Raw genomic sequence first — 18,619 nt, forward strand, 5'->3', positions numbered from 1 at the left:
AGATATCGTCATATAACTTTATATACGGGAAACCCGCGGTGATGGTTGTGCTTCTTTGCTTAAGGTTCAATTAAATTTAAATTAACATTATAACTCAAAAATCAGTTTAAAATTACTAATCCTAATCATTTAATCTGAAGCCTCCTTTTCATCTATTTTAGCCATATTTGAATTTCTATTTATCGATCAATTATAATGGCAGACGAAAAGATAATTTTTTCAATGGCCGGGGTGAGCAAAGTTTATCCCCCGCAAAAAACAGTATTAAAAAACATTTACCTGTCGTTTTTTTACGGCGCTAAAATTGGCGTTATCGGCTTAAATGGTTCCGGTAAATCGTCACTGCTCAAGATCATTGCAGGTATTGATAAAACCAATATAGGCGAGGTGGTGTTTTCGCCGGGCTATACCGTAGGTTACTTAAGCCAGGAACCCGAACTTGATCCTGAAAAAACCGTACGCGAAATAGTTGAGGAAGGTGTTTCTGAAACTACGGCCTTATTAAAGGAGTACGAAGAGATCAACGAAAAATTCGGTCTTCCTGAATATTACGAGGATGCCGATGCCATGGAGAAACTTATGAACCGCCAGGGCGAACTACAGGATAAAATTGATGCAGTAAACGCCTGGGAACTGGATAGCAAACTGGAACGCGCTATGGATGCCCTCCGTTGCCCTGAACCGGATACCAAAATCTCGGTATTATCGGGCGGTGAACGCCGCCGTGTGGCTTTATGCCGCCTTTTATTAAAGGAGCCGGATGTATTGTTGCTCGATGAGCCTACCAACCACCTGGATGCCGAATCTATTGATTGGCTAGAGCAACATTTACAACAATATAAAGGAACAGTTATCGCTGTAACGCACGACAGATACTTCCTTGACAACGTTGCCGGCTGGATCCTCGAACTCGACCGTGGAGAAGGAATCCCATGGAAAGGAAATTATTCCTCATGGCTGGATCAAAAAGCCAAGCGTTTGGCCCAGGAAGAGAAGAGCGAGAGCAAACGCCAGAAAACCCTGGAACGCGAGCTGGAGTGGGTGCGCATGGGCCCGAAAGGCCGCCACGCCAAGTCAAAAGCCCGTTTAGGCAATTACGAAAAACTGGCATCCGAAGAGACAAAAGAGCGCGAAGAAAAACTGGAGCTGTTCATTCCGCCAGGCCCGCGTTTGGGTAACGTGGTAATTGAGGCCAATGGTGTTAGTAAATCATACGGCGATAAATTATTGTTCGATAACCTGAGCTTCTCCTTGCCTCCGGCAGGTATAGTTGGTATTATTGGCCCTAACGGCGCCGGTAAAACTACACTGTTCCGCTTAATCACCGGACAGGATCAGCCCGATGCAGGTACCTTCCGTGTAGGCGAAACAGTAGCTTTAGGTTATGTAGACCAGATGCACGACGACCTTGACCCCAACAAATCTGTTTGGGAAAACGTAACGGGCGGCTTGGAAACTATTATGGTAGGTAACCGCCCGCTAAATTCAAGAGCATATGTATCTAAGTTTAACTTTAACGGTGCCGATCAGCAGAAAAAGGTAGGTGTACTATCAGGTGGCGAGCGTAACCGTGTGCACTTATCTATCACCCTCAAAAAAGGGTCGAATGTATTACTGCTGGATGAGCCTACTAACGATATTGACGTAAATACTTTACGTGCATTGGAAGAAGCCCTGGAAAACTTTGGCGGTTGTGCCGTAGTCATCAGTCACGACCGCTGGTTCCTCGATCGTATCTGTACCCATATCCTGGCCTTTGAAGGCAACTCGCAGGTTTACTTTTTTGAAGGAAACTATTCTGATTATGAAGAGAACAGGAAGAAACGTTTGGGCGATGTTGCTCCGAAAAGGATCAAGTATAAGAAGTTGACAGCGTAAGTCCGTATAAAGGCCGTATCCAAAAACAAGTGATGCGGCCTTTTTTTTATAGTTTAACTGAGTTCTTTAACACGCGATCTAAATAAAATGGAAAAGCTCGAATACCTATTAAATAAATACGAGTTTGAACGGAGGTCAAAACCTTTGGAACAGAATATTTTAAACGCCCTTCCTTTTCAACTACCTGAAGACTATAAATATTACCTCGAAAATTACGGACCGTTTGGGGAGTTTATTGGCGAAAACTTTGTGCGCCTATGGCCAGGCGAAGAACTTGCAGAAGCAAATGATGGTTATGAATTTCCTGAATACAGGCCTGGTATATTAGGTATTGGCACCAACGGTGGAGGCGAATTCATTGGCATCCAATTTAGAAAAGATGGAACTCATCGTATCATTCTTTCAGATTTTCTTAATGAAGAAGAAAAATACTTTATTGAAATCGGCACATCTTTTTTAGATATGCTTATTCAATTGGATAATGGCAAAGATTGGTTTGAATAAAATAAAATCCAAAATCTACCGTAGGTTTAGAGATAGCGTAACCCGAAGTAGTTTTGGATTTAACAAAAAACGCCATCCTAACCGGATGGCATTTTTTATAGCTATTGAAATAAAATCTTACTTTATCCCGTAATGATCATTCATCAATTTCTCAAACAAACCGCCCGGTAAAATCGCTTTCAGTGTAGGCACAATAGTTTGACCAACTTGCCCAACCAGGTAACGGTGTTTAGGGCTTGAGGAAGCAACAATAGAAACCAGCTTTTTAGCCAATGATTCAGGGCTTGGGGCAATGCTTTCGTCTTTTTCCATAGCGGCAACGGCGGCATTGTATTCAGTTTCAAGCTTATCATTTTTGATAGGAAATTTAACCTTAGCGCGGTTCTGGCTAAAATCCGATTTAAAGTCACCCGGGTTAAGCAGCGTTACTTTAACGCCTGTATTGCGCAGTTCCATCCTTAAACTTTGTGAGTAGCCTTCAATAGCATATTTTGAAGCGCTATACATACCCTGGTATGGCAAACCGAACAAGCCGGCCAATGAGCTAATATTGACGATAAGTCCCTGACCTTTTTCGATCATGCCGGGTAATACCGCCGAACTAACACGGATCACACCGAAAAAGTTAACTTCAAACTGCTGCTTGGCGCTTTCAACCGGCATAGCATAAGCCGGACCGGTTACACCATTGCCGGCATTGTTCACCAATACGTCGATTTTGCCTTCGGCCTTAATAATAGTGTCGATTGCTGCCTTTACCGAAGCATCGTCGGTAACATCAAGTTGAACAGGTTTAAACGATACAGATTTCATGCGGTCGAGGTTACGTGATGACCCGTAAACCGTATGGCCTGCCGCCTGCAGTGCACTGGCACAAGCTAAGCCAATACCAGAAGATGCTCCTGTTACTAATATTACCTTTTTCATTGTTTGTAAGGGTGAGTTTATTTTATTGTTTATTGGTTTAATGGTGCCGTTTTTTGGCAACGTAAAGATGTGAATTTATAATGCAGCAAAGCAAGGGGATAGATTAAAAATAATGTTATCTACACGAAAAATTCATGATGGGAGAAGGAGGTTAAAACACATATCGTCATGCTGAACTTGTTTCAGCACCCCACGTGTTAAGCCGCCTTGCTAAGCAATTGCCGACCTTGCTTATGGGATGCTGAAACAAGTTCAGCATGACGGTTGGGGATCTATCCTTCCTTTATCCCCTCCTCACCCGGCGCGTGGATCTGTTGTAGGGATAGAGGGATCAGTTTCTTAGTTTTCAGATAAGTAATACCCACAATAATCATAGTCATGCTACCGCCAAATAACACCGACGGAACAGTACCCAACAACTGCGCGGCAGTACCAGATTCAAAAGCGCCTATCTCGTTAGATGAACCAATGAACATCTGGTTCACTGCCGATACCCGGCCACGCATATGATCGGGCGTTAAAAGCTGCATCAGGGTACCACGGATGATCACACTGATACTATCAAAAGCACCTTCGGTAAATATAAACAACAGCGACAAATAAAAATTAGTTGATAAACCAAAACATATGATTGACAAACCAAAACCGGTCACCGCAATAAGCAGGTTACGCCACGGCTTGCCCATCGGCGAAAAACGTGTCATCACCAACATAGTTAACACCGCCCCCAATGATGACATCGCCCTCATGATACCCAGTCCCTCAGCACCTACTTTTAATATTTCATTGGCAAAAACAGGCAGCAAAGCCACCGCACCACCAAAAAATACCGAAAACAGATCGAGGCTCATAGCGCCGATCATCATTTTGTTTCCAAACACAAAATGAATCCCTTCCGAAAGGCTTTTCCAGATACTTTCTTTAGGAACATATTGCGCCGGATATTGACGCAGCATGTATACCAATACCAGTGATACTAATAATAAAAATAGGATACAGCTAAACGTAGCGGTAATACCACTTAAGCCCGGTATTACTTTATCCGCATAACCGTATATTAAACCACCTGCTGCCGGGCCCAAAATAGATGCAACTTGCCAGCTGCTACTGCTCCAGGTACTGCCATTTGGATACAATTCTTTTGGGATACTGTTAGCGTAAATGGTGAATGTTGCCGGGCCATAAAAGGCACGCGCCACACCATTACAAAATATCATAGCGTACATAATAGGTACAATCCAACCAGTATGAATAATACCGCTCATGCTTTTGAGTGTTACGGTAAACATCACCAGGGATGTCAGTAACACTCCACTAAAGATCAGCAAAAGCATTTTTCGCTTTTCAGATTTATCGGCGATATAGCCGCCGTACAAAGCAATACCAATAGCCGGAATAGCCTCGCACAAGCCAATAAGGCCGAGGGCTATTTTACTATGGGTGATACTGTAAATATAAAAGCCGAGTACTACGGCCTGCATGGAATATGCAAAAGTGAAACAAAAACGCATGCCTATGTAAGATCTGAAATCTTTATAACGCAATGCTGCAAAGGAGTCTACTTTCCGGGGTTTACTATCGCCTTCTTCGGTCACTATTTATTAATTTTTAGATGTGCCGCAAAGGTAGCTATTTTTTTGAACCTTGATTTTTAGGATTAGAAGATTACCATGAATTTTATGCATAGTATCACATCACGATCGTCCTTTAATCCTAAAAATCATGGTTCGGTTCCTTACAATCCGTGCTGATCTATCAAATAAATTAACGCTGCCATGCCAGCCGCGCCAAGTTCCAGCTCACGTTTGTTCACGTTTTCAAAAACGTCTTTAGCGGTATGGTGCAAGTCGAAATATCGTTGTGAATCCGGGCGGAAACCAATTAATACTACTCCCGGTACCGTTTCTTTCATCGGCTCTATATCCGTACCTGCCCCTCCGATGGTTAACTTGTCAACATCGTATGGCTCCAGGATTGATTTGAAGTTATCGTTAACTCTTTTGATAAAATCTTTTGATACATCGGCAAAGCTGAAACCGCGGGGCGTAAAGCCACCTTCGTCGGTTTCAATAGCGGCAATGTGCTGTTCTTTATTCTGAGCGGCCAGTTCGGCGTACTTGGTGCCGCCTTTATGACCGTTCTCCTCGTTCATGAAAAGCACGGCGCGTACCGAGTTTTTAGGTTTATAACCTACTGCCTTAAAAATACGCAATACCTCAACTGATTGCATGACTCCGGTACCATCGTCATGCGCGCCTTCGGCCAAATCCCATGAATCCAGGTGACCGCCAACGGTAATAAATTTATTAGGACTTTCAGAGCCGGTTATTTCACCAATAACGTTATATGATTTCACATCAGGCAGTAACTCGCAATTTTGCTTAAAGTAAAATTTTGCCGCCGGGAATTTCCTCAACTTAAGCATAGCGCTTAACTTATTGGCTGCTTTTGTAGAGATGGCCGCAGCTGGAATCATTTTACTGCCCGGGGCAGCAAGGGTAGCGCCGGTATGCGGATAATCATCGATGATTTCAGTGAGCGAACGTACGATTACACCGGCTGCACCAAGTTTGGCGGCTACGGCCGGCCCCATAAAACGCTGATCGCCTGCTGTGCCGTAGGCCATACCTGTTTCAATAAAACGCGGATCGAACGCGCGGTTAAAGAAAACGATCTTTCCTTTTATTACACTCTCGCCAAGGCCTTCAAGTTCTTTTATACTTTTAACCTCGATAACATTAGCTGTAATACCCGCTTTAGGCGTTGCTATTGACATACCCAGGGCAACAATTGGTACGGGGATGCGGGTTTTACCATCAATTATAGCGGCCTCCTCTTTCGCTCCGCGCACCCAATGCGGCACCATTACTTCCTGCAGGTAAACTTTATCGAAACCATAACCATCCATCAGTTTTTTACTCCAGTCGACAGCCTTTTGAGCATTGCCAGAACCGCTGAGGCGCTGACCTATATTTTTACACAGGTAATGGAGATTTTCATAACACTGGCCATTAACCAATGCTTCGTCATACATTTTGCGGATAGTTAAAGAGTCCTGTGCCTCAACTTGTGTACACAGCAATGCAGCAACAGAAAATAATAAAGTAAATTTCTTCATATATAAATAGTAAGATCAGTTTTAACAAATGTACTATTTGACAGCTAAAGGAGGAAGGGTTACGGGCATTATACTAAATTAAAAAAGACCTCATTGCGAGGTACGAAGCAATCCCAAACTTTACCCAGCGAACCTGCACAGCTACTCTGCACACCGGGGATTGCTTCGTTCCTCGCAATGACGCTGGATTATTCTGTAGTATTCCTGGCTTACGATATCTTATCCCAACTCAACCCTGCGTTCTTTACTTCAAAGGCATGATGCAAAATCTGGTTTTCGGGATGAGCCAGCTGCGGGTCTTTTTCAAATATGGCTTCAACACACTTGCGCACCTTAAAAAGCAGCTCCTGGTCGGTGGCCAGGTTGGCCAGCTTCAAATCTACCACGCCGCTTTGCTGGGTACCTTCTATATTGCCCGGGCCCCGCAACTGCAGGTCTATCTCCGAAATTTCAAAGCCATTGTTGGTTTTTACCATGGTATCCAAACGAATCTTGCCGTCGTGACTCAATTTATGACTGCTCATCAAAATACAATAGGATTGCTCGGCCCCGCGTCCTACCCTCCCCCTCAGTTGGTGCAATTGCGACAGGCCAAAACGCTCGGCATTTTCAATGATCATCACCGAAGCATTCGGTACGTTTACCCCTACTTCTATTACGGTAGTGGCCACCATGATCTGCGTTTCTCCTTTAATAAAACGCTGCATTTCAAAATCTTTCTCGGCAGGCTTCATTTTGCCGTGTACAATGCTAAGCCGGTAATCAGGCAGCGGAAACTCGCGCGACATGGCTTCGATGCCGTCCTGTAGGTTTTTAAGGTCGAGCTTTTCACTTTCCTGGATCAGCGGATATACTACATAGATCTGCCTGCCCAATGCTATCTCCCGTTTCATAAAACCAAACATCCGTAAGCGCTGATTTTCATAAAAATGAACCGTTTGGATAGGTTTACGACCAGCCGGCAACTGGTCAATCACTGACACATCCAGGTCACCATATAATGTCATGGCCAATGTACGGGGAATAGGTGTAGCCGTCATTACCAATATATGCGGCGGAACAGCATTTTTTCGCCAAAGTTTAGCCCGTTGCTCAACCCCAAAGCGGTGCTGTTCATCAATTACCACAAAGCCCAGGTTTTTAAACTGTACTTTATCTTCAATAAGGGCATGGGTACCAACCAATATTTTAAGCGTACCTTCTTCAAGCTTTTGATGCAACACTTTACGCTCCTTTTGTTTGGTTGAACCCGTTAATAAAGCGACCTCAATAAAATCATCGCCTACGAGGCTTTTAATGGTTTGATAATGCTGGTTGGCCAGGATCTCGGTAGGCGCCATAATACAGGTTTGAAAACCGTTATCAATAGCTATTAACATGCTCATCAGCGCTACTACGGTTTTACCGCTACCCACATCACCCTGAAGCAGACGATTCATTTGTATGCCCCGTTGAGTATCCTGCCTAATCTCCTTCAATACCCGCTTCTGCGGATCGGTTAAGGTAAAAGGCAGCTTGTGATGATAAAACTCATTAAAATAATGCCCAACTTTATCAAATACATTCCCTTTAAACTTTTGCGTATGAAGCAGTTTATTTTTAAGTAGTTTAAGCTGAAGCAGAAACAACTCTTCAAACTTCAAACGGTGTAATGCTTCATTAAGAAATGTAGCATCAGCCGGGAAATGAATGTTACGATAAGCATCGGCCCGGTTGAGCAGCTTAAACTGATTGATGATATATAAAGGCAAGTTTTCGCGTATGTCCTTAGCATGCAGATCAAGCAATACCGCAGTAAGTTTTTGAATTCCTTTGCTATCCAGCGAAAATTGTTTGAGCTTTTCTGTTGAGTTGTAAACAGGTTGTAAGGATAGGTTGCCCTGTTTTTGAGCACCCGGCATATATAACTCCATTTCGGGATGCGCCATCTGTGGCATCATATTAAAAAAGCCGGGCTTTCCGAACAATATATAAACCTTACCGGGAATAATGGTTTTCTCTATCCAGTTAATGCCTTTAAACCATACCAGCTCAATAATACCAGTATCGTCCTTAGCCTTTACCACCAGGCGGCGGCTTTGTTTTTCACCAACAATTTCTTTACTTATAATTCGCGCCAGCACCTGTACATAAGGCAGTTCTTCACGTATCTCCCTTACCTTATAAAAGCGGGTACGGTCAATATACCTGAACGGGAAATGGCGCAGCAGATCCTCAAAGGTGTGCAGTTCAAGTTCCTTTTTCAAAACCTCGGCCCTCGACTGGCCTACACCTTTTAAGTATACAAGTGGCGTTTGAAAAGGATTCATTGATTAACTGTTTTAACCTTTCTTTATAGCGGTAGAGTAAATGTAGTTTATGTGGTTTTCTTAAATTAACAGATGGCTATAAATAACCTATCGACTAATCTATAATATAACGAGACAATCGTTGGTTGGGCCAGGATGCAAGGTAAATGGAGCGTTCTTAAAATCTGCTTATCGGGTTTCATATGCAAACCTAATCTCTAACCTCTAACCGCCAATCTTTAATTTTGGGCGTTCCTGCGGCCGGACTATCCGCTCATACGCCTGCAGGCCTTAGGCTCAAGCCGGTATCCACTCCTATCCCTAACGCATTGTCTGAATCAGAAATTACAGAATTTAGGAATTAGCAGAATTCAAAAAATTCAGTGAACCCCTAAATCCGTATAATCCCGGTTCAGACAAAATCCGAAATCGAAAAATCTACTTAACCGCAATAACCGAGATCTCAACGTTTACCCCTTTTGGTAAAGCGGATATCTGGATAGTTTCGCGGGCCGGAAAATCGGCAGTAAAATAGGTTCCGTAAACTTCATTAACCTGTACAAAATTTTGCAGATCGGTTAAGAAGATACTGGTTTTTACTATGCTATTGAAACCTAAGCCAGCTTCGGTTAAAATAGCTTTGATGTTTTCCATTACCTGTGTAGCCTCTGCCTTGATGTCACTGCTGATGAGTTCGCCACTTAGCGGATCAATAGGGATCTGACCCGAAACAAATAAAAAACCGCCGGCTAAGGTAGCCTGGCTATATGGCCCAATAGGGGCAGGTGCATTGTTGGTATTGATGATTGTTTTCATTTTTTAAGTATAAATACCTGTACCAGTTTCCAGATAATCCCGGCCAGGAACATGATTATAGCCAATGCATTGATAAAATGCATTACCCTCAAATTAAAATTATCGGGCCTGTTTGGGTCTTTTTTTCTGAAGAAATACATTACACAAATTTATATAAAATTTTGTCGCCGTAAACCTGCACCTATTATATAAGGTGTAAGTATCAGGTACAAACCTATAAAATAAAGAAGGCTCCGGGTTATCCGGAGCCTTCGCAAATAATATTTAATCAGATATTATTTCTTTTTGAATTGAACACGACGGTTAAGTACGCGGCCTTCTTCAGTTGAGTTGTCAGCAATTGGGTTAGTTTCGCCGTAACCTTTTACTTTCACTTTCTTAGCATCAACACCAGAGTTAACTAAGTAAGTTTTTACTGAGTTAGCACGGTCTTTAGATAATGATAAGTTGTGAGCAGCAGTACCTTCAGATGAAGCGAAACCGTCAACTTCAACAGCTGAACCAGATGAACGTAAATCAGCTGAAGTAGCATCTAATACTGGATAAGATGAAGTACGTAATACTGAGCTGTCAAATTCAAACTGGATGTTTGAGTAAGCAGTAGCAGGAGCAGCAACGGTAGAATCAGCTTTAGGGAATACGATAACGCAACCAGAGCCATCAACTACGCTACCTGCAGCAGTACCTGGGCATTTGTCAAACTGATCAGCAACACCGTCACCGTCAGAGTCTTTTTTCAGGTCGTTAACTGCAGTTTCAACGTTAGCAACACGGCCTTTTAAAGCTTCAACTTCCTGACGTAAAGCTGCATCATACAGCTCGTCATACATCATAGCAACCGGGTTAACCCACTCTAATACTGGTTTCGATTTTGAACCTAAAGTAAATTCTAAACCAGCGTAACCGTATGAGTAGTGGTCTTTAGTAGGATAAGCCCTGTTGAAACCGTCAAGGTTATCGCCGTCAATATAGTTTTGAGTATAACCCAAATCTAAGGCAACCGCATCGCTTAAACGGAATTTAACACCTGCACCTACCGGGATAACCAGTTCTTTTACGTAATGAGTACCGTCAGTACCATTGTTTTTGAAATGACCGGTTATTTGGGTTCCACCGTTAATCCTTGTAATAGTTGGATCATACATTGCTAAACCAAAACCACCTTTGAAGTAGAAGTTAACAGCATTTTTACGACGGATGAAATCGATAGTAGCAACGTTAACAACCGCGCTTAAACTTCCCTGCCAGAATTTGGTATCATAGCTAACATAACCATTACGGTAAGTGCCGCCGGTACCATCATTTTCGCCTTTAATTTTACCGCCGTTCAGGTCTAATTGTAAAGCAAAAGAATGTGCTAATTGCTCTTTCAATGAAATACCATAACCAAGGCTAAGTTTTTTCTTTTGGAAATCGCTTGAACCACCGGTTGCTAATGATTGTGAGGTAACACCACCATTTACACCAATGCTAAATTTCCTGTACTGGCCTAAACCACCAAATACCTTAGCGGTTGAGGTTTCAGATGACGTTGTAGTTGCCGTTGTTTTGGTTGAATCGGTTTGCGCGTTCGCCAAACCTGCAACCATCAAAGAAGCAAAAGACAATGCGACTGTTTTCTTTAATGTAGAATAATTCATAGTTTTTAAGATTAAACGATTTTAATTGTGATTTTTTTCAAATTTAGTAATTATGTTTGAATCCATGACCAAACATTGTTCCAAAAATTGTAATAGTTACACAAATAACTAAAAAAAAATGATTTAATAAAATATTCAACCGATAAATATGAAATATCTGCCGATAAAAAATAGCTTATTTACAAATAATAGAAAAAATTTCGTTTCAAGAACAAAACCCAATTCAATCGCTATTTTTCATGCCAGTGACGAGTTCCCGCGCAGTGGTGATCAGGCATTTATGTTTAAACAAAACCCGGATTTTTTTTACCTAACGGGCATTGATCAGGAACAAAGCATCCTGGTTTTGTACCCCGATTGTCCTAATAAAGCATACAGAGAAGTACTTTTTTTAAGACAAACCAACGAACATATAGCTATTTGGGAGGGCCACAAATACACTAAAGAGGAAGCACGCGAAGCATCGGGCATTGAAAGTATTTTTTGGCTGAATGAATATGATACCATACTCCATGGCATTATTAACTACAGCGAAAATATCTACATCAATACTAACGAAAATGACAGGTACGCTCATACCGTTCCATATCGCGATTACCGCATGTATGAAGCTCTTAAATTAAAGTACCCGCTTCATAATTACACCCGTTCGGCACCGATTTTACGCGATCTTAGGGTAATAAAATCAGATATTGAAATAGAGCTCACGCAAAAAGCCTGCGACATTACGCGTGATGCTTTTGTACGTGTTTTAAAATATACCAAACCCGGTGTAACCGAGTATGAGATTGAAGCTGAGATCATTCATGAATTCATCAGGCAGCGTGCTACGGGCCATGCTTACAATCCAATTATTGCTTCGGGCGCCAACGCTATTGTGCTGCACTACAATGATAATAACCAGGTATGTAACAAGGGCGATGTAATACTGCTTGATTTTGGTGCCGAATATGGCAATTATAATGCTGACATGACCCGGTCAATACCTGTTAGCGGCCGTTTCACTGAACGGCAGCGCCAGGTTTATAATGCCGTTTTGAAAGTGATGCGGGAAGCTACAAAACTCATCGTGGCAGGCACAGTATGGAATGAATACCAGGATGAAGTTGGTAAAATCATGACGGGAGAGCTTATTGGCCTGGGCTTGCTTGACAGACATGATGTTGAAAAACAAGACAAAAACGCGCCTCTGTATAAAAAATACTTCATGCACGGCACCTCGCACCACCTGGGCCTGGATGTTCATGACTATGCCAGCAGGTATAAACCTTTTGAGGCGGGGAATATATTAACTTGCGAACCAGGCATTTACATTGCCGCTGAGGGGTTGGGTATCCGCCTTGAAAACAATATCCTCATCACCGGCGCCGGCAATATAGATTTAATGGGTAGCATCCCGGTTGAAGCAGAGCACATTGAAGAAATTATGAACAGCTAAAACTCACATTAAATTTATATAAACAAAAAAGCTCAATCTGTATTTTCTTTACATTAAGCTATCAAATAACTATACATAAGTATCCACAAAACTATACAGGTTAAAATTTCCGGCCTCCAAAGCTTTAGCTATATCAAGCTGAAGCTTTTTTTTATCGATTCCAGTCATCATTTTTTGCTGAATAAGTTTGTATACTTTTTCGGTCAGCAGCAATTTACGCCTGTTGTTTTGCTTTAAATTGGTGTGTTGTATAAAGGCGGCTATATCCCCGAGCCCCTGGTTTTGAGAGGCTATAGTTTTAAAAATTGGCGGCTGCTCGTCAACGCTGTGTCCAATGATCTTTTTTAAGTTATTGGCAAACACATCGGCCCCCTCCCGATCTGCTTTATTGATAATAAAAGCATCAGCAATCTCCATCAAGCCCGATTTAATATGCTGGATCTCGTCGCCTGCCTCAGGCACCAATACAACCAGCGTAATATCGGCAAGCCCGGTAATTTCAATTTCAGATTGCCCTACGCCTACTGTTTCAATCAGCACATAATCAAAACCTGCAGCCCTTAGCACATCGGCCATCTCAATAGTTTTTGCCGACAAACCTCCTAAAGAGCCCCGTGTGGCTAATGACCGGATAAAAACATCGGGATGATTAAAATGGGATGCCATCCTGACCCTATCACCCAGTAATGACCCGAAATTAAATGGTGAAGTGGGGTCGATAGCTAACACGGCTATTTTTTTACCGCCTCTTAAAAGTATATCAATAATACCGTTTACCAGGGTGCTTTTACCTGCGCCCGGTGGCCCCGTAATACCAATAACCGGGCAGCTTTTATCAAACTTAAGGCTTTTAAGCAATGCGCCGCTGCCATTAAGATCATTCTCAACGATAGTTAACGCGCGCGCAATTACACGAAAATCGTCACTTAGATTGATATCAGGTATTCCGTTCAATTAAATATTAATATAATATATAAAGCATATTACAACATGTATATTATTTATATCTTCACAAGATTAATAACCTTAGCTCAAATAACCCAATTTATCTGTATGAAAAAAATCTTTCTAATTACAACCTGCCTATTTATTTTCTTAGGTTGTAGCAAAAATAACAACACCAATTTTACAGTTGTACCCAAACAAACAAAGTCCAAAGATCTTAATAAAAGTACCGGTACCGATAGCCTGCTTATTAACGATAGTGTCAAAAATGCTAAAAAAATCGCGATAAACAGTGATGTTTCATGTGCTTATTCAAAATCATATTCATCACCGTATCCGTCAAGCTACTATACAGTGATTTCACGTTTTCCAGTGGCTGGAGCCTCGTCTGTAATAATTCCTAAAGGATCATGGCAAGCAGGAATCTACGCATTCAATAACCAGGATGACGGAAACCTTGTTGTCTATGTAAAAAACACGGGCAAAGTATTATGGGCAAGCGGTACAAATAACAAAGTAACGAGATTAGACGCACAAAACGATCTGAATTTGGTGCTTTATCAGGTAAATGGCCCTCCCGTATTTGAATCTCAGACATATTATTATAAATGCGGCAGTAAAAACCCAAGAAACACGATGTTAGTTTTAACTAATGATGGAGACTTATCAATTATTGCAGATGGAATGGCAACATTTGGTCCTGTAACAGTAACGTTAGCGACAACCCGCACATTTGGGGGAGTAGTAAGCCCTAATAATGGTACGTTTTTCAAATTATACACAACATCTGGAGGCACCGGGGGTGTAAATTTTGTATATTAATTTTAAGAGATCCCAATCAAATTAGAAACAGAGCCAGGTTATTAATTAGTAGCAAAGGTGTGTAATCGAATAATAACGAGCACACCTTTGCTATTTTATCCATCGTATTAATTTTATCCATCGTATTAAATTATTTATATAATTAAAATACAAGAATAAAACTATTGTATAATTTAAATCTTTATTATTGCCGTTGGTTAAATATAATAGCCGATCAACATCTGCAATAAAAATCATGTTCCAATTTCAGGATACAGAAGCGCCGCACATCTTAATAAGCAGGGTTGATGCTATTGGCGATGTTGTACTAACATTACCTGTGGCATCCTACCTTAAACAATTGTTCCCAGGCGCTAAAGTTTCGTTTTTGGGCCGAACATATACACAGCCGGTAATTAACGCTATGGCTTCGATAGATGCTTTTGTTAATTACGACGAACTAAAAACGCTCCCTGATACCAGCCAAATTGAATATCTGCAAAAGCAAAACATTGACGCAGTAATACACGTGCTGCCCAATAAACATATTGCCAGGATAGCAAAACAGGCAGGTATTAAACTCCGGATAGGAACAACCAACAGGGTTTTTCATTGGTACACCTGTAACAAGCTGGTAAAATTAAGCCGTAAAAAATCAGATCTGCATGAGTCGCAGCTTAACCTGGTCCTGTTAAAGCCATTAGGCCTTGAGCATATACCTTCCTTACCTGGAATTATAGCACATGATAATTTCCAGAATAATGTTGAGCTTACGCCAGCTTTGGGGGCTGTACTTGTAAACGATAAATTTAACCTGATCATCCATCCAAAATCGCATGGCAGTGGTATGGAGTGGGGCCTGGATAATTTTGCAGAGCTCATCAATAACTTGCCGCCCGACAAATTCAACATTATCATAACAGGGTCTGAAAACGAAAAAGCATTACTTGCAAACTGGATCAAAACACTCCCGACAACAGTACGGGATATGACCGGGCAGATGTCGCTGGGGCAATTGATAGCCTTCATAAGTAAAGCTGGCGGGCTTATTGCTTCAGGTACAGGTCCGCTGCATTTGGCCGCTCTAACCGGGATCAATACCCTTGGATTATTCCCCTCATTAAGGCCTATACACCCTGGCCGATGGGCACCTGTTGGCAAAAAGGCGGGCTATATTGAAAGCGGAACAAACAATTTAGAAACAATTACGCCGTTTATGGTGGCAGAACAAGTTAAAACATGGCTATAAATAAACCTCGTGTATTGGTAACGTTGGACTCCATGAGGTACCCGAATACCGGCCTATATCATTTTGGAAAGAGCCTTGGGAAAGCCCTGGCAAAAGAAAACACAGGTTTTAATTTGACATATTTTCTGCATAAATCAGTAACCGAATTTGATGCGGATGCGGCAATACACAGAACTTATTTACAAAAGCATCACAAGTTTTTTTTCTACAATAACAAAGGCATTGACCTATTCCATTTTACCGACCAGTTTTCAAGGCTAAAGCCTAAAAAAGTGCGGAGCAAATACAAAAAGATACTTACTATACATGACATTAACCAGGTGCATGAAAACGTAGGCAAAGAAAAACTGAACCTGTACCTTAAAAAGCTGGGGGAGCGAATTAATTCAAGTAATAAAATAGTAACAATATCAAACTTTGCTGCTAACGATGTTTTAACCTACTTCCCGCATATTGCAAACAGGTTAACAGTTATTCATAATGGTGCTGATAAATTGATATTAAAACAAGGGCACCAACCGGCTTACTTCCCTCAAAAACCTTTTTTATTTACCATTGGGATTGTGGCAGCCAAAAAAAACTTTCACGTACTACCTGCCTTACTTGCAAATAATGATTTTGAACTCGTCATTTCGGGCATCAAAACGCCCTATGAAGAAAAGATCATTGAAGAGGCAAAAAAACATGGCGTAGAAAACAGGGTTAAAATAACCGGGCCGATATCAGATGATGACAGGGCCTGGTATTATAAAAATTGTGAAGCATTTGTTTTTCCTTCCATTGCTGAAGGGTTCGGTTTACCAGTAATTGAAGCTATGCATTTTGGCAAACCTGTTTTTGTATCTACCCGCACCTCCCTACCCGAAATTGCGGGAGATTGTGCTTATTATTTTGACGATTTTGAACCTGCTGAAATGCAAAATGTATTTAATGCAGGTTTGGAAGATTTTCATAAAAATTCACCGTCAGATAAGATAATTGCCCACGCCAAAACTTTTAACTGGGATGAAACAGCTAAGCGGTATTTAGAGCTATATCAGGAAGTACTTAAAGGCAGGTAATTATGATTTGCCTCGCATTTTTCTGACCATAAACCTAAACCAGAATTTAAAACCAAAATTCTTTAATATCAGTTTAGGTTTATCCTTTTCAAATACCATATCTCGCGACTGGCCTGAAACACCATCATGACTAAAATTTGCTATTACATGGTTCAAATGCACAAACTTCAAACTTTTATCGCCAAAGCATTGCATATTCAGCGCAAAATCGGCCGAGGAACGATACTTAAAGTTATAGCTATATTTTTCAAAAACGATTTTAGGATAAATGATAGACTGTTGAATAATGCCGTGCTTGGCAAGATAGTAATCAGATACCTCGCCCAAGGGCTTTAATCCTCTCGTCAATACGCTTCCGTAATAAATGGTATTAGGCTCATTTAGTTCCATAGCCATATTTGAAAAATCAGGCAATAAATCATCATCAGCCCCTAAAAAATAAATCCAATCGCCTTTAGCTTGTTTTAAAGCCTTAGTCATAGCATCGTATATGCCGTTATCAGGTTCGCTTCTCCAGTAAGTGATCTTATCGTTATTGGCAATCAATATATCTTTTGTGCCATCGCTGCTGTTCCCATCAATAACAATGAGTTCAATATCAGGGTAACTTTGCATGTAAACGCTATCCAGGCTTTTTTGCAATGTGGCGGCAGCATTATAAGTAACAATTATAACTGTGAGCCTCCGTGCATACGCATCTACCTGTTTTGACGTTATATTTTGTGTATTTTCGCTCATTATTTAATTGTACAAAGTAAATATTATAAAGGCAAATACATTACCTTTTATCTGTTGTTTTTAAATGCAAAAAAACAGGAATCTATTCCGGCTAACACGCTTCATCTTACTAAAAATACCATACGTATTCCGATTTTTTGCTTTATTCAAACCCTCCAAAAAAAGAATACTAATCATTAAGGCCGATGCCATAGGTGATTACGTTTTGTTCAGAAATTTTATTGAGATCTTAAAGCAATCAACAAGGTACCGTAATTACGAAATAGATTTATTAGGTAACGAAATATGGCGCGATATTGCTACAACGCATGACGGACAATACATAACAAAATTTTTCTTTACAAAAGCAAATAATCTTTATTATTCGCCCGGGGCAGTTTTTAAATTAGGATTGCAGTTATTTGGCAGAAGTTATGAGAAAGTTTTAAACCCTACCAGTACACGTACCTTTATTACGGATGGGCTCGCCGCGCTTTCGGGTTCATCAAACCTGATTGGTTTTGAAAGCGATACTGAGGGCATTGAGCCTAAATACAAAGTTAAAACAGATAAATTTTATAAAACATTATTACCAATTCCCCCTTTAATACATTTTGAATTTGCCAGGAACCGATATTTTTTTGAACAGGCACTTGATCAACTTATCTCCATTCGAAAACAATTTATTGGTGCTAACCGAACAACAAAAAGTGGCATCATTGTCTTTCCGGGAGCAGGACTTAAAAGCCGGGGATGGGAAGCTGAAAAATTTGCTCTTTTAATTAAAAAGCTTGAGCAAAACACAAATGAAATCATTTACCTGGCGGGCGGTAAAGCTGAAATACCGCTCTGCAATTATATAATGGAACAATCGCAATCAGCATCAGTCGTCAACATCAGCGGTAAAACCAATTTAAACGAACTTATCGAGTTGGTTGCAAATTCAGCTATGATAATCTGTAATGATAGCAGCGCCGTTCACATAGCCGCGGCCGTTGACACTCCTTTTGTATGTATTGTTGGTGGTGGTCATTTCGATCGTTTTGTTCCTTATCCTGAAGACATCGTCAAAAACGGATCATTTATCTACGAAAAAATGGATTGCTATTATTGCAACTGGAACTGCGTATTTAAAGTACAAAGTGACGAATCTTTTCCATGCATTGCAGGTATAGATATCGAGCAAGTTTGGCAGGCAACCCAAAAGTATTTGCCCGTAGGATGATATGCTTTTAGA

The 18,619-nt window shown here is 41.1% G+C and carries 16 protein-coding genes; 7 read left to right on the plus strand and 9 right to left on the minus strand.

Annotation, left to right across the window (positions count from 1 at the left end; genetic code table 11):
* Window positions 1-195 precede the first annotated feature (195 nt).
* A complete protein-coding gene (gene ettA / locus BLP33_RS12810) occupies window positions 196-1,878 on the plus strand; it encodes an energy-dependent translational throttle protein EttA (RefSeq protein ID WP_090528750.1) in 1,683 nt (560 codons plus the stop codon).
* 87 nt (window positions 1,879-1,965) lie between these two features.
* Entirely contained in the window at window positions 1,966-2,382 is a 417-nt protein-coding gene (locus tag BLP33_RS12815) for an SMI1/KNR4 family protein (protein WP_090528753.1), read from the plus strand.
* Window positions 2,383-2,499: 117 nt separating this feature from the next.
* Here the strand turns inward: BLP33_RS12815 and BLP33_RS12820 are convergent, their stop codons facing one another.
* From BLP33_RS12820 to BLP33_RS12845, 7 genes are all read right to left on the minus strand, one after another.
* Window positions 2,500-3,309 carry an SDR family oxidoreductase gene (locus BLP33_RS12820; RefSeq protein ID WP_139159984.1) on the minus strand — a complete coding sequence of 270 codons (810 nt, stop codon included), beginning with the start codon at window positions 3,307-3,309 and terminating at the stop codon, window positions 2,500-2,502.
* A 272-nt stretch (window positions 3,310-3,581) separates the two neighbouring features.
* Window positions 3,582-4,904, minus strand: coding sequence for an MFS transporter (locus BLP33_RS12825; protein WP_254780122.1), 1,323 nt, complete (start codon window positions 4,902-4,904; stop codon window positions 3,582-3,584).
* A gap of 140 nt (window positions 4,905-5,044) precedes the next feature.
* Window positions 5,045-6,427, minus strand: a complete 1,383-nt coding sequence (locus BLP33_RS12830) for a M20/M25/M40 family metallo-hydrolase (RefSeq protein ID WP_090528759.1) — start codon at window positions 6,425-6,427, stop codon at window positions 5,045-5,047.
* A 209-nt stretch (window positions 6,428-6,636) separates the two neighbouring features.
* A complete protein-coding gene (recG, locus tag BLP33_RS12835; protein ID WP_090528762.1) occupies window positions 6,637-8,736 on the minus strand; it encodes an ATP-dependent DNA helicase RecG in 2,100 nt (699 codons plus the stop codon).
* Window positions 8,737-9,153: 417 nt separating this feature from the next.
* Window positions 9,154-9,531 carry a RidA family protein gene (locus tag BLP33_RS12840; protein WP_090528766.1) on the minus strand — a complete coding sequence of 126 codons (378 nt, stop codon included), beginning with the start codon at window positions 9,529-9,531 and terminating at the stop codon, window positions 9,154-9,156.
* A complete protein-coding gene (locus BLP33_RS27455; RefSeq protein WP_162997005.1) occupies window positions 9,528-9,671 on the minus strand; it encodes a DUF6728 family protein in 144 nt (47 codons plus the stop codon). Before BLP33_RS27455 ends, BLP33_RS12840 begins: the two co-directional genes overlap by 4 nt.
* 135 nt (window positions 9,672-9,806) lie before the next feature.
* Window positions 9,807-11,171, minus strand: a complete 1,365-nt coding sequence (locus BLP33_RS12845; RefSeq protein WP_090528769.1) for an OmpA family protein — start codon at window positions 11,169-11,171, stop codon at window positions 9,807-9,809.
* A 148-nt stretch (window positions 11,172-11,319) separates the two neighbouring features.
* On the opposite strand from BLP33_RS12845, the gene BLP33_RS12850 reads away from it, so the two are divergent.
* Window positions 11,320-12,609: an aminopeptidase P N-terminal domain-containing protein gene (locus BLP33_RS12850; RefSeq protein ID WP_090528772.1), complete on the plus strand. Its 1,290-nt coding sequence runs from the start codon at window positions 11,320-11,322 to the stop codon at window positions 12,607-12,609.
* A gap of 69 nt (window positions 12,610-12,678) precedes the next feature.
* Here the strand turns inward: BLP33_RS12850 and meaB are convergent, their stop codons facing one another.
* A complete protein-coding gene (gene meaB / locus BLP33_RS12855) occupies window positions 12,679-13,563 on the minus strand; it encodes a methylmalonyl Co-A mutase-associated GTPase MeaB (protein ID WP_090528775.1) in 885 nt (294 codons plus the stop codon).
* Between the two features lie 99 nt (window positions 13,564-13,662).
* Between meaB and BLP33_RS12860 the strand changes: the two genes are divergently transcribed.
* The 3 genes from BLP33_RS12860 to BLP33_RS12870 all read left to right on the plus strand — a co-directional run bounded on the left by BLP33_RS12860 (window position 13,663) and on the right by BLP33_RS12870 (window position 16,665).
* Window positions 13,663-14,376 (plus strand): hypothetical protein, encoded by a 714-nt coding sequence (locus BLP33_RS12860; RefSeq protein WP_090528777.1) that lies wholly within the window; start codon window positions 13,663-13,665, stop codon window positions 14,374-14,376.
* Between the two features lie 235 nt (window positions 14,377-14,611).
* Window positions 14,612-15,604, plus strand: coding sequence for a glycosyltransferase family 9 protein (locus BLP33_RS12865; RefSeq protein ID WP_090529660.1), 993 nt, complete (start codon window positions 14,612-14,614; stop codon window positions 15,602-15,604).
* A complete protein-coding gene (locus BLP33_RS12870; RefSeq protein ID WP_090528780.1) occupies window positions 15,595-16,665 on the plus strand; it encodes a glycosyltransferase family 4 protein in 1,071 nt (356 codons plus the stop codon). The genes BLP33_RS12865 and BLP33_RS12870 overlap by 10 nt, the downstream gene beginning before the upstream one ends.
* Here BLP33_RS12870 and BLP33_RS12875 read toward each other — a convergent pair whose 3' ends face one another.
* Window positions 16,666-17,403 carry a glycosyltransferase family 2 protein gene (locus BLP33_RS12875; protein ID WP_090528783.1) on the minus strand — a complete coding sequence of 246 codons (738 nt, stop codon included), beginning with the start codon at window positions 17,401-17,403 and terminating at the stop codon, window positions 16,666-16,668.
* Window positions 17,404-17,608: 205 nt separating this feature from the next.
* Between BLP33_RS12875 and BLP33_RS12880 the strand changes: the two genes are divergently transcribed.
* Entirely contained in the window at window positions 17,609-18,607 is a 999-nt protein-coding gene (locus BLP33_RS12880; protein WP_175490005.1) for a glycosyltransferase family 9 protein, read from the plus strand.
* Window positions 18,608-18,619: the final 12 nt, after the last annotated feature.

The sequence above is a fragment of the Mucilaginibacter sp. NFR10 genome (assembly GCF_900100445.1).
Lineage (GTDB): Bacteria > Bacteroidota > Bacteroidia > Sphingobacteriales > Sphingobacteriaceae > Mucilaginibacter > Mucilaginibacter rubeus.

Excerpts from the sequence above, each read along its gene's own strand:
- BLP33_RS12840 (WP_090528766.1), bottom strand. The coding sequence starts at position 9,531 with ATGAAAACAATCATCAATACCAACAATGCACCTGCCCCTATTGGGCCA.
- ettA (WP_090528750.1), top strand. The coding sequence starts at position 196 with ATGGCAGACGAAAAGATAATTTTTTCAATGGCCGGGGTGAGCAAAGTT.
- BLP33_RS12815 (WP_090528753.1), top strand. The coding sequence starts at position 1,966 with ATGGAAAAGCTCGAATACCTATTAAATAAATACGAGTTTGAACGGAGG.
- BLP33_RS12875 (WP_090528783.1), bottom strand. The coding sequence starts at position 17,403 with ATGAGCGAAAATACACAAAATATAACGTCAAAACAGGTAGATGCGTAT.
- BLP33_RS12845 (WP_090528769.1), bottom strand. The coding sequence starts at position 11,171 with ATGAATTATTCTACATTAAAGAAAACAGTCGCATTGTCTTTTGCTTCT.
- BLP33_RS12870 (WP_090528780.1), top strand. The coding sequence starts at position 15,595 with ATGGCTATAAATAAACCTCGTGTATTGGTAACGTTGGACTCCATGAGG.
- BLP33_RS12860 (WP_090528777.1), top strand. The coding sequence starts at position 13,663 with ATGAAAAAAATCTTTCTAATTACAACCTGCCTATTTATTTTCTTAGGT.
- BLP33_RS12850 (WP_090528772.1), top strand. The coding sequence starts at position 11,320 with ATGAAATATCTGCCGATAAAAAATAGCTTATTTACAAATAATAGAAAA.
- BLP33_RS12830 (WP_090528759.1), bottom strand. The coding sequence starts at position 6,427 with ATGAAGAAATTTACTTTATTATTTTCTGTTGCTGCATTGCTGTGTACA.
- BLP33_RS12820 (WP_139159984.1), bottom strand. The coding sequence starts at position 3,309 with ATGAAAAAGGTAATATTAGTAACAGGAGCATCTTCTGGTATTGGCTTA.
- recG (WP_090528762.1), bottom strand. The coding sequence starts at position 8,736 with ATGAATCCTTTTCAAACGCCACTTGTATACTTAAAAGGTGTAGGCCAG.
- BLP33_RS12865 (WP_090529660.1), top strand. The coding sequence starts at position 14,612 with ATGTTCCAATTTCAGGATACAGAAGCGCCGCACATCTTAATAAGCAGG.
- BLP33_RS27455 (WP_162997005.1), bottom strand. The coding sequence starts at position 9,671 with ATGTATTTCTTCAGAAAAAAAGACCCAAACAGGCCCGATAATTTTAAT.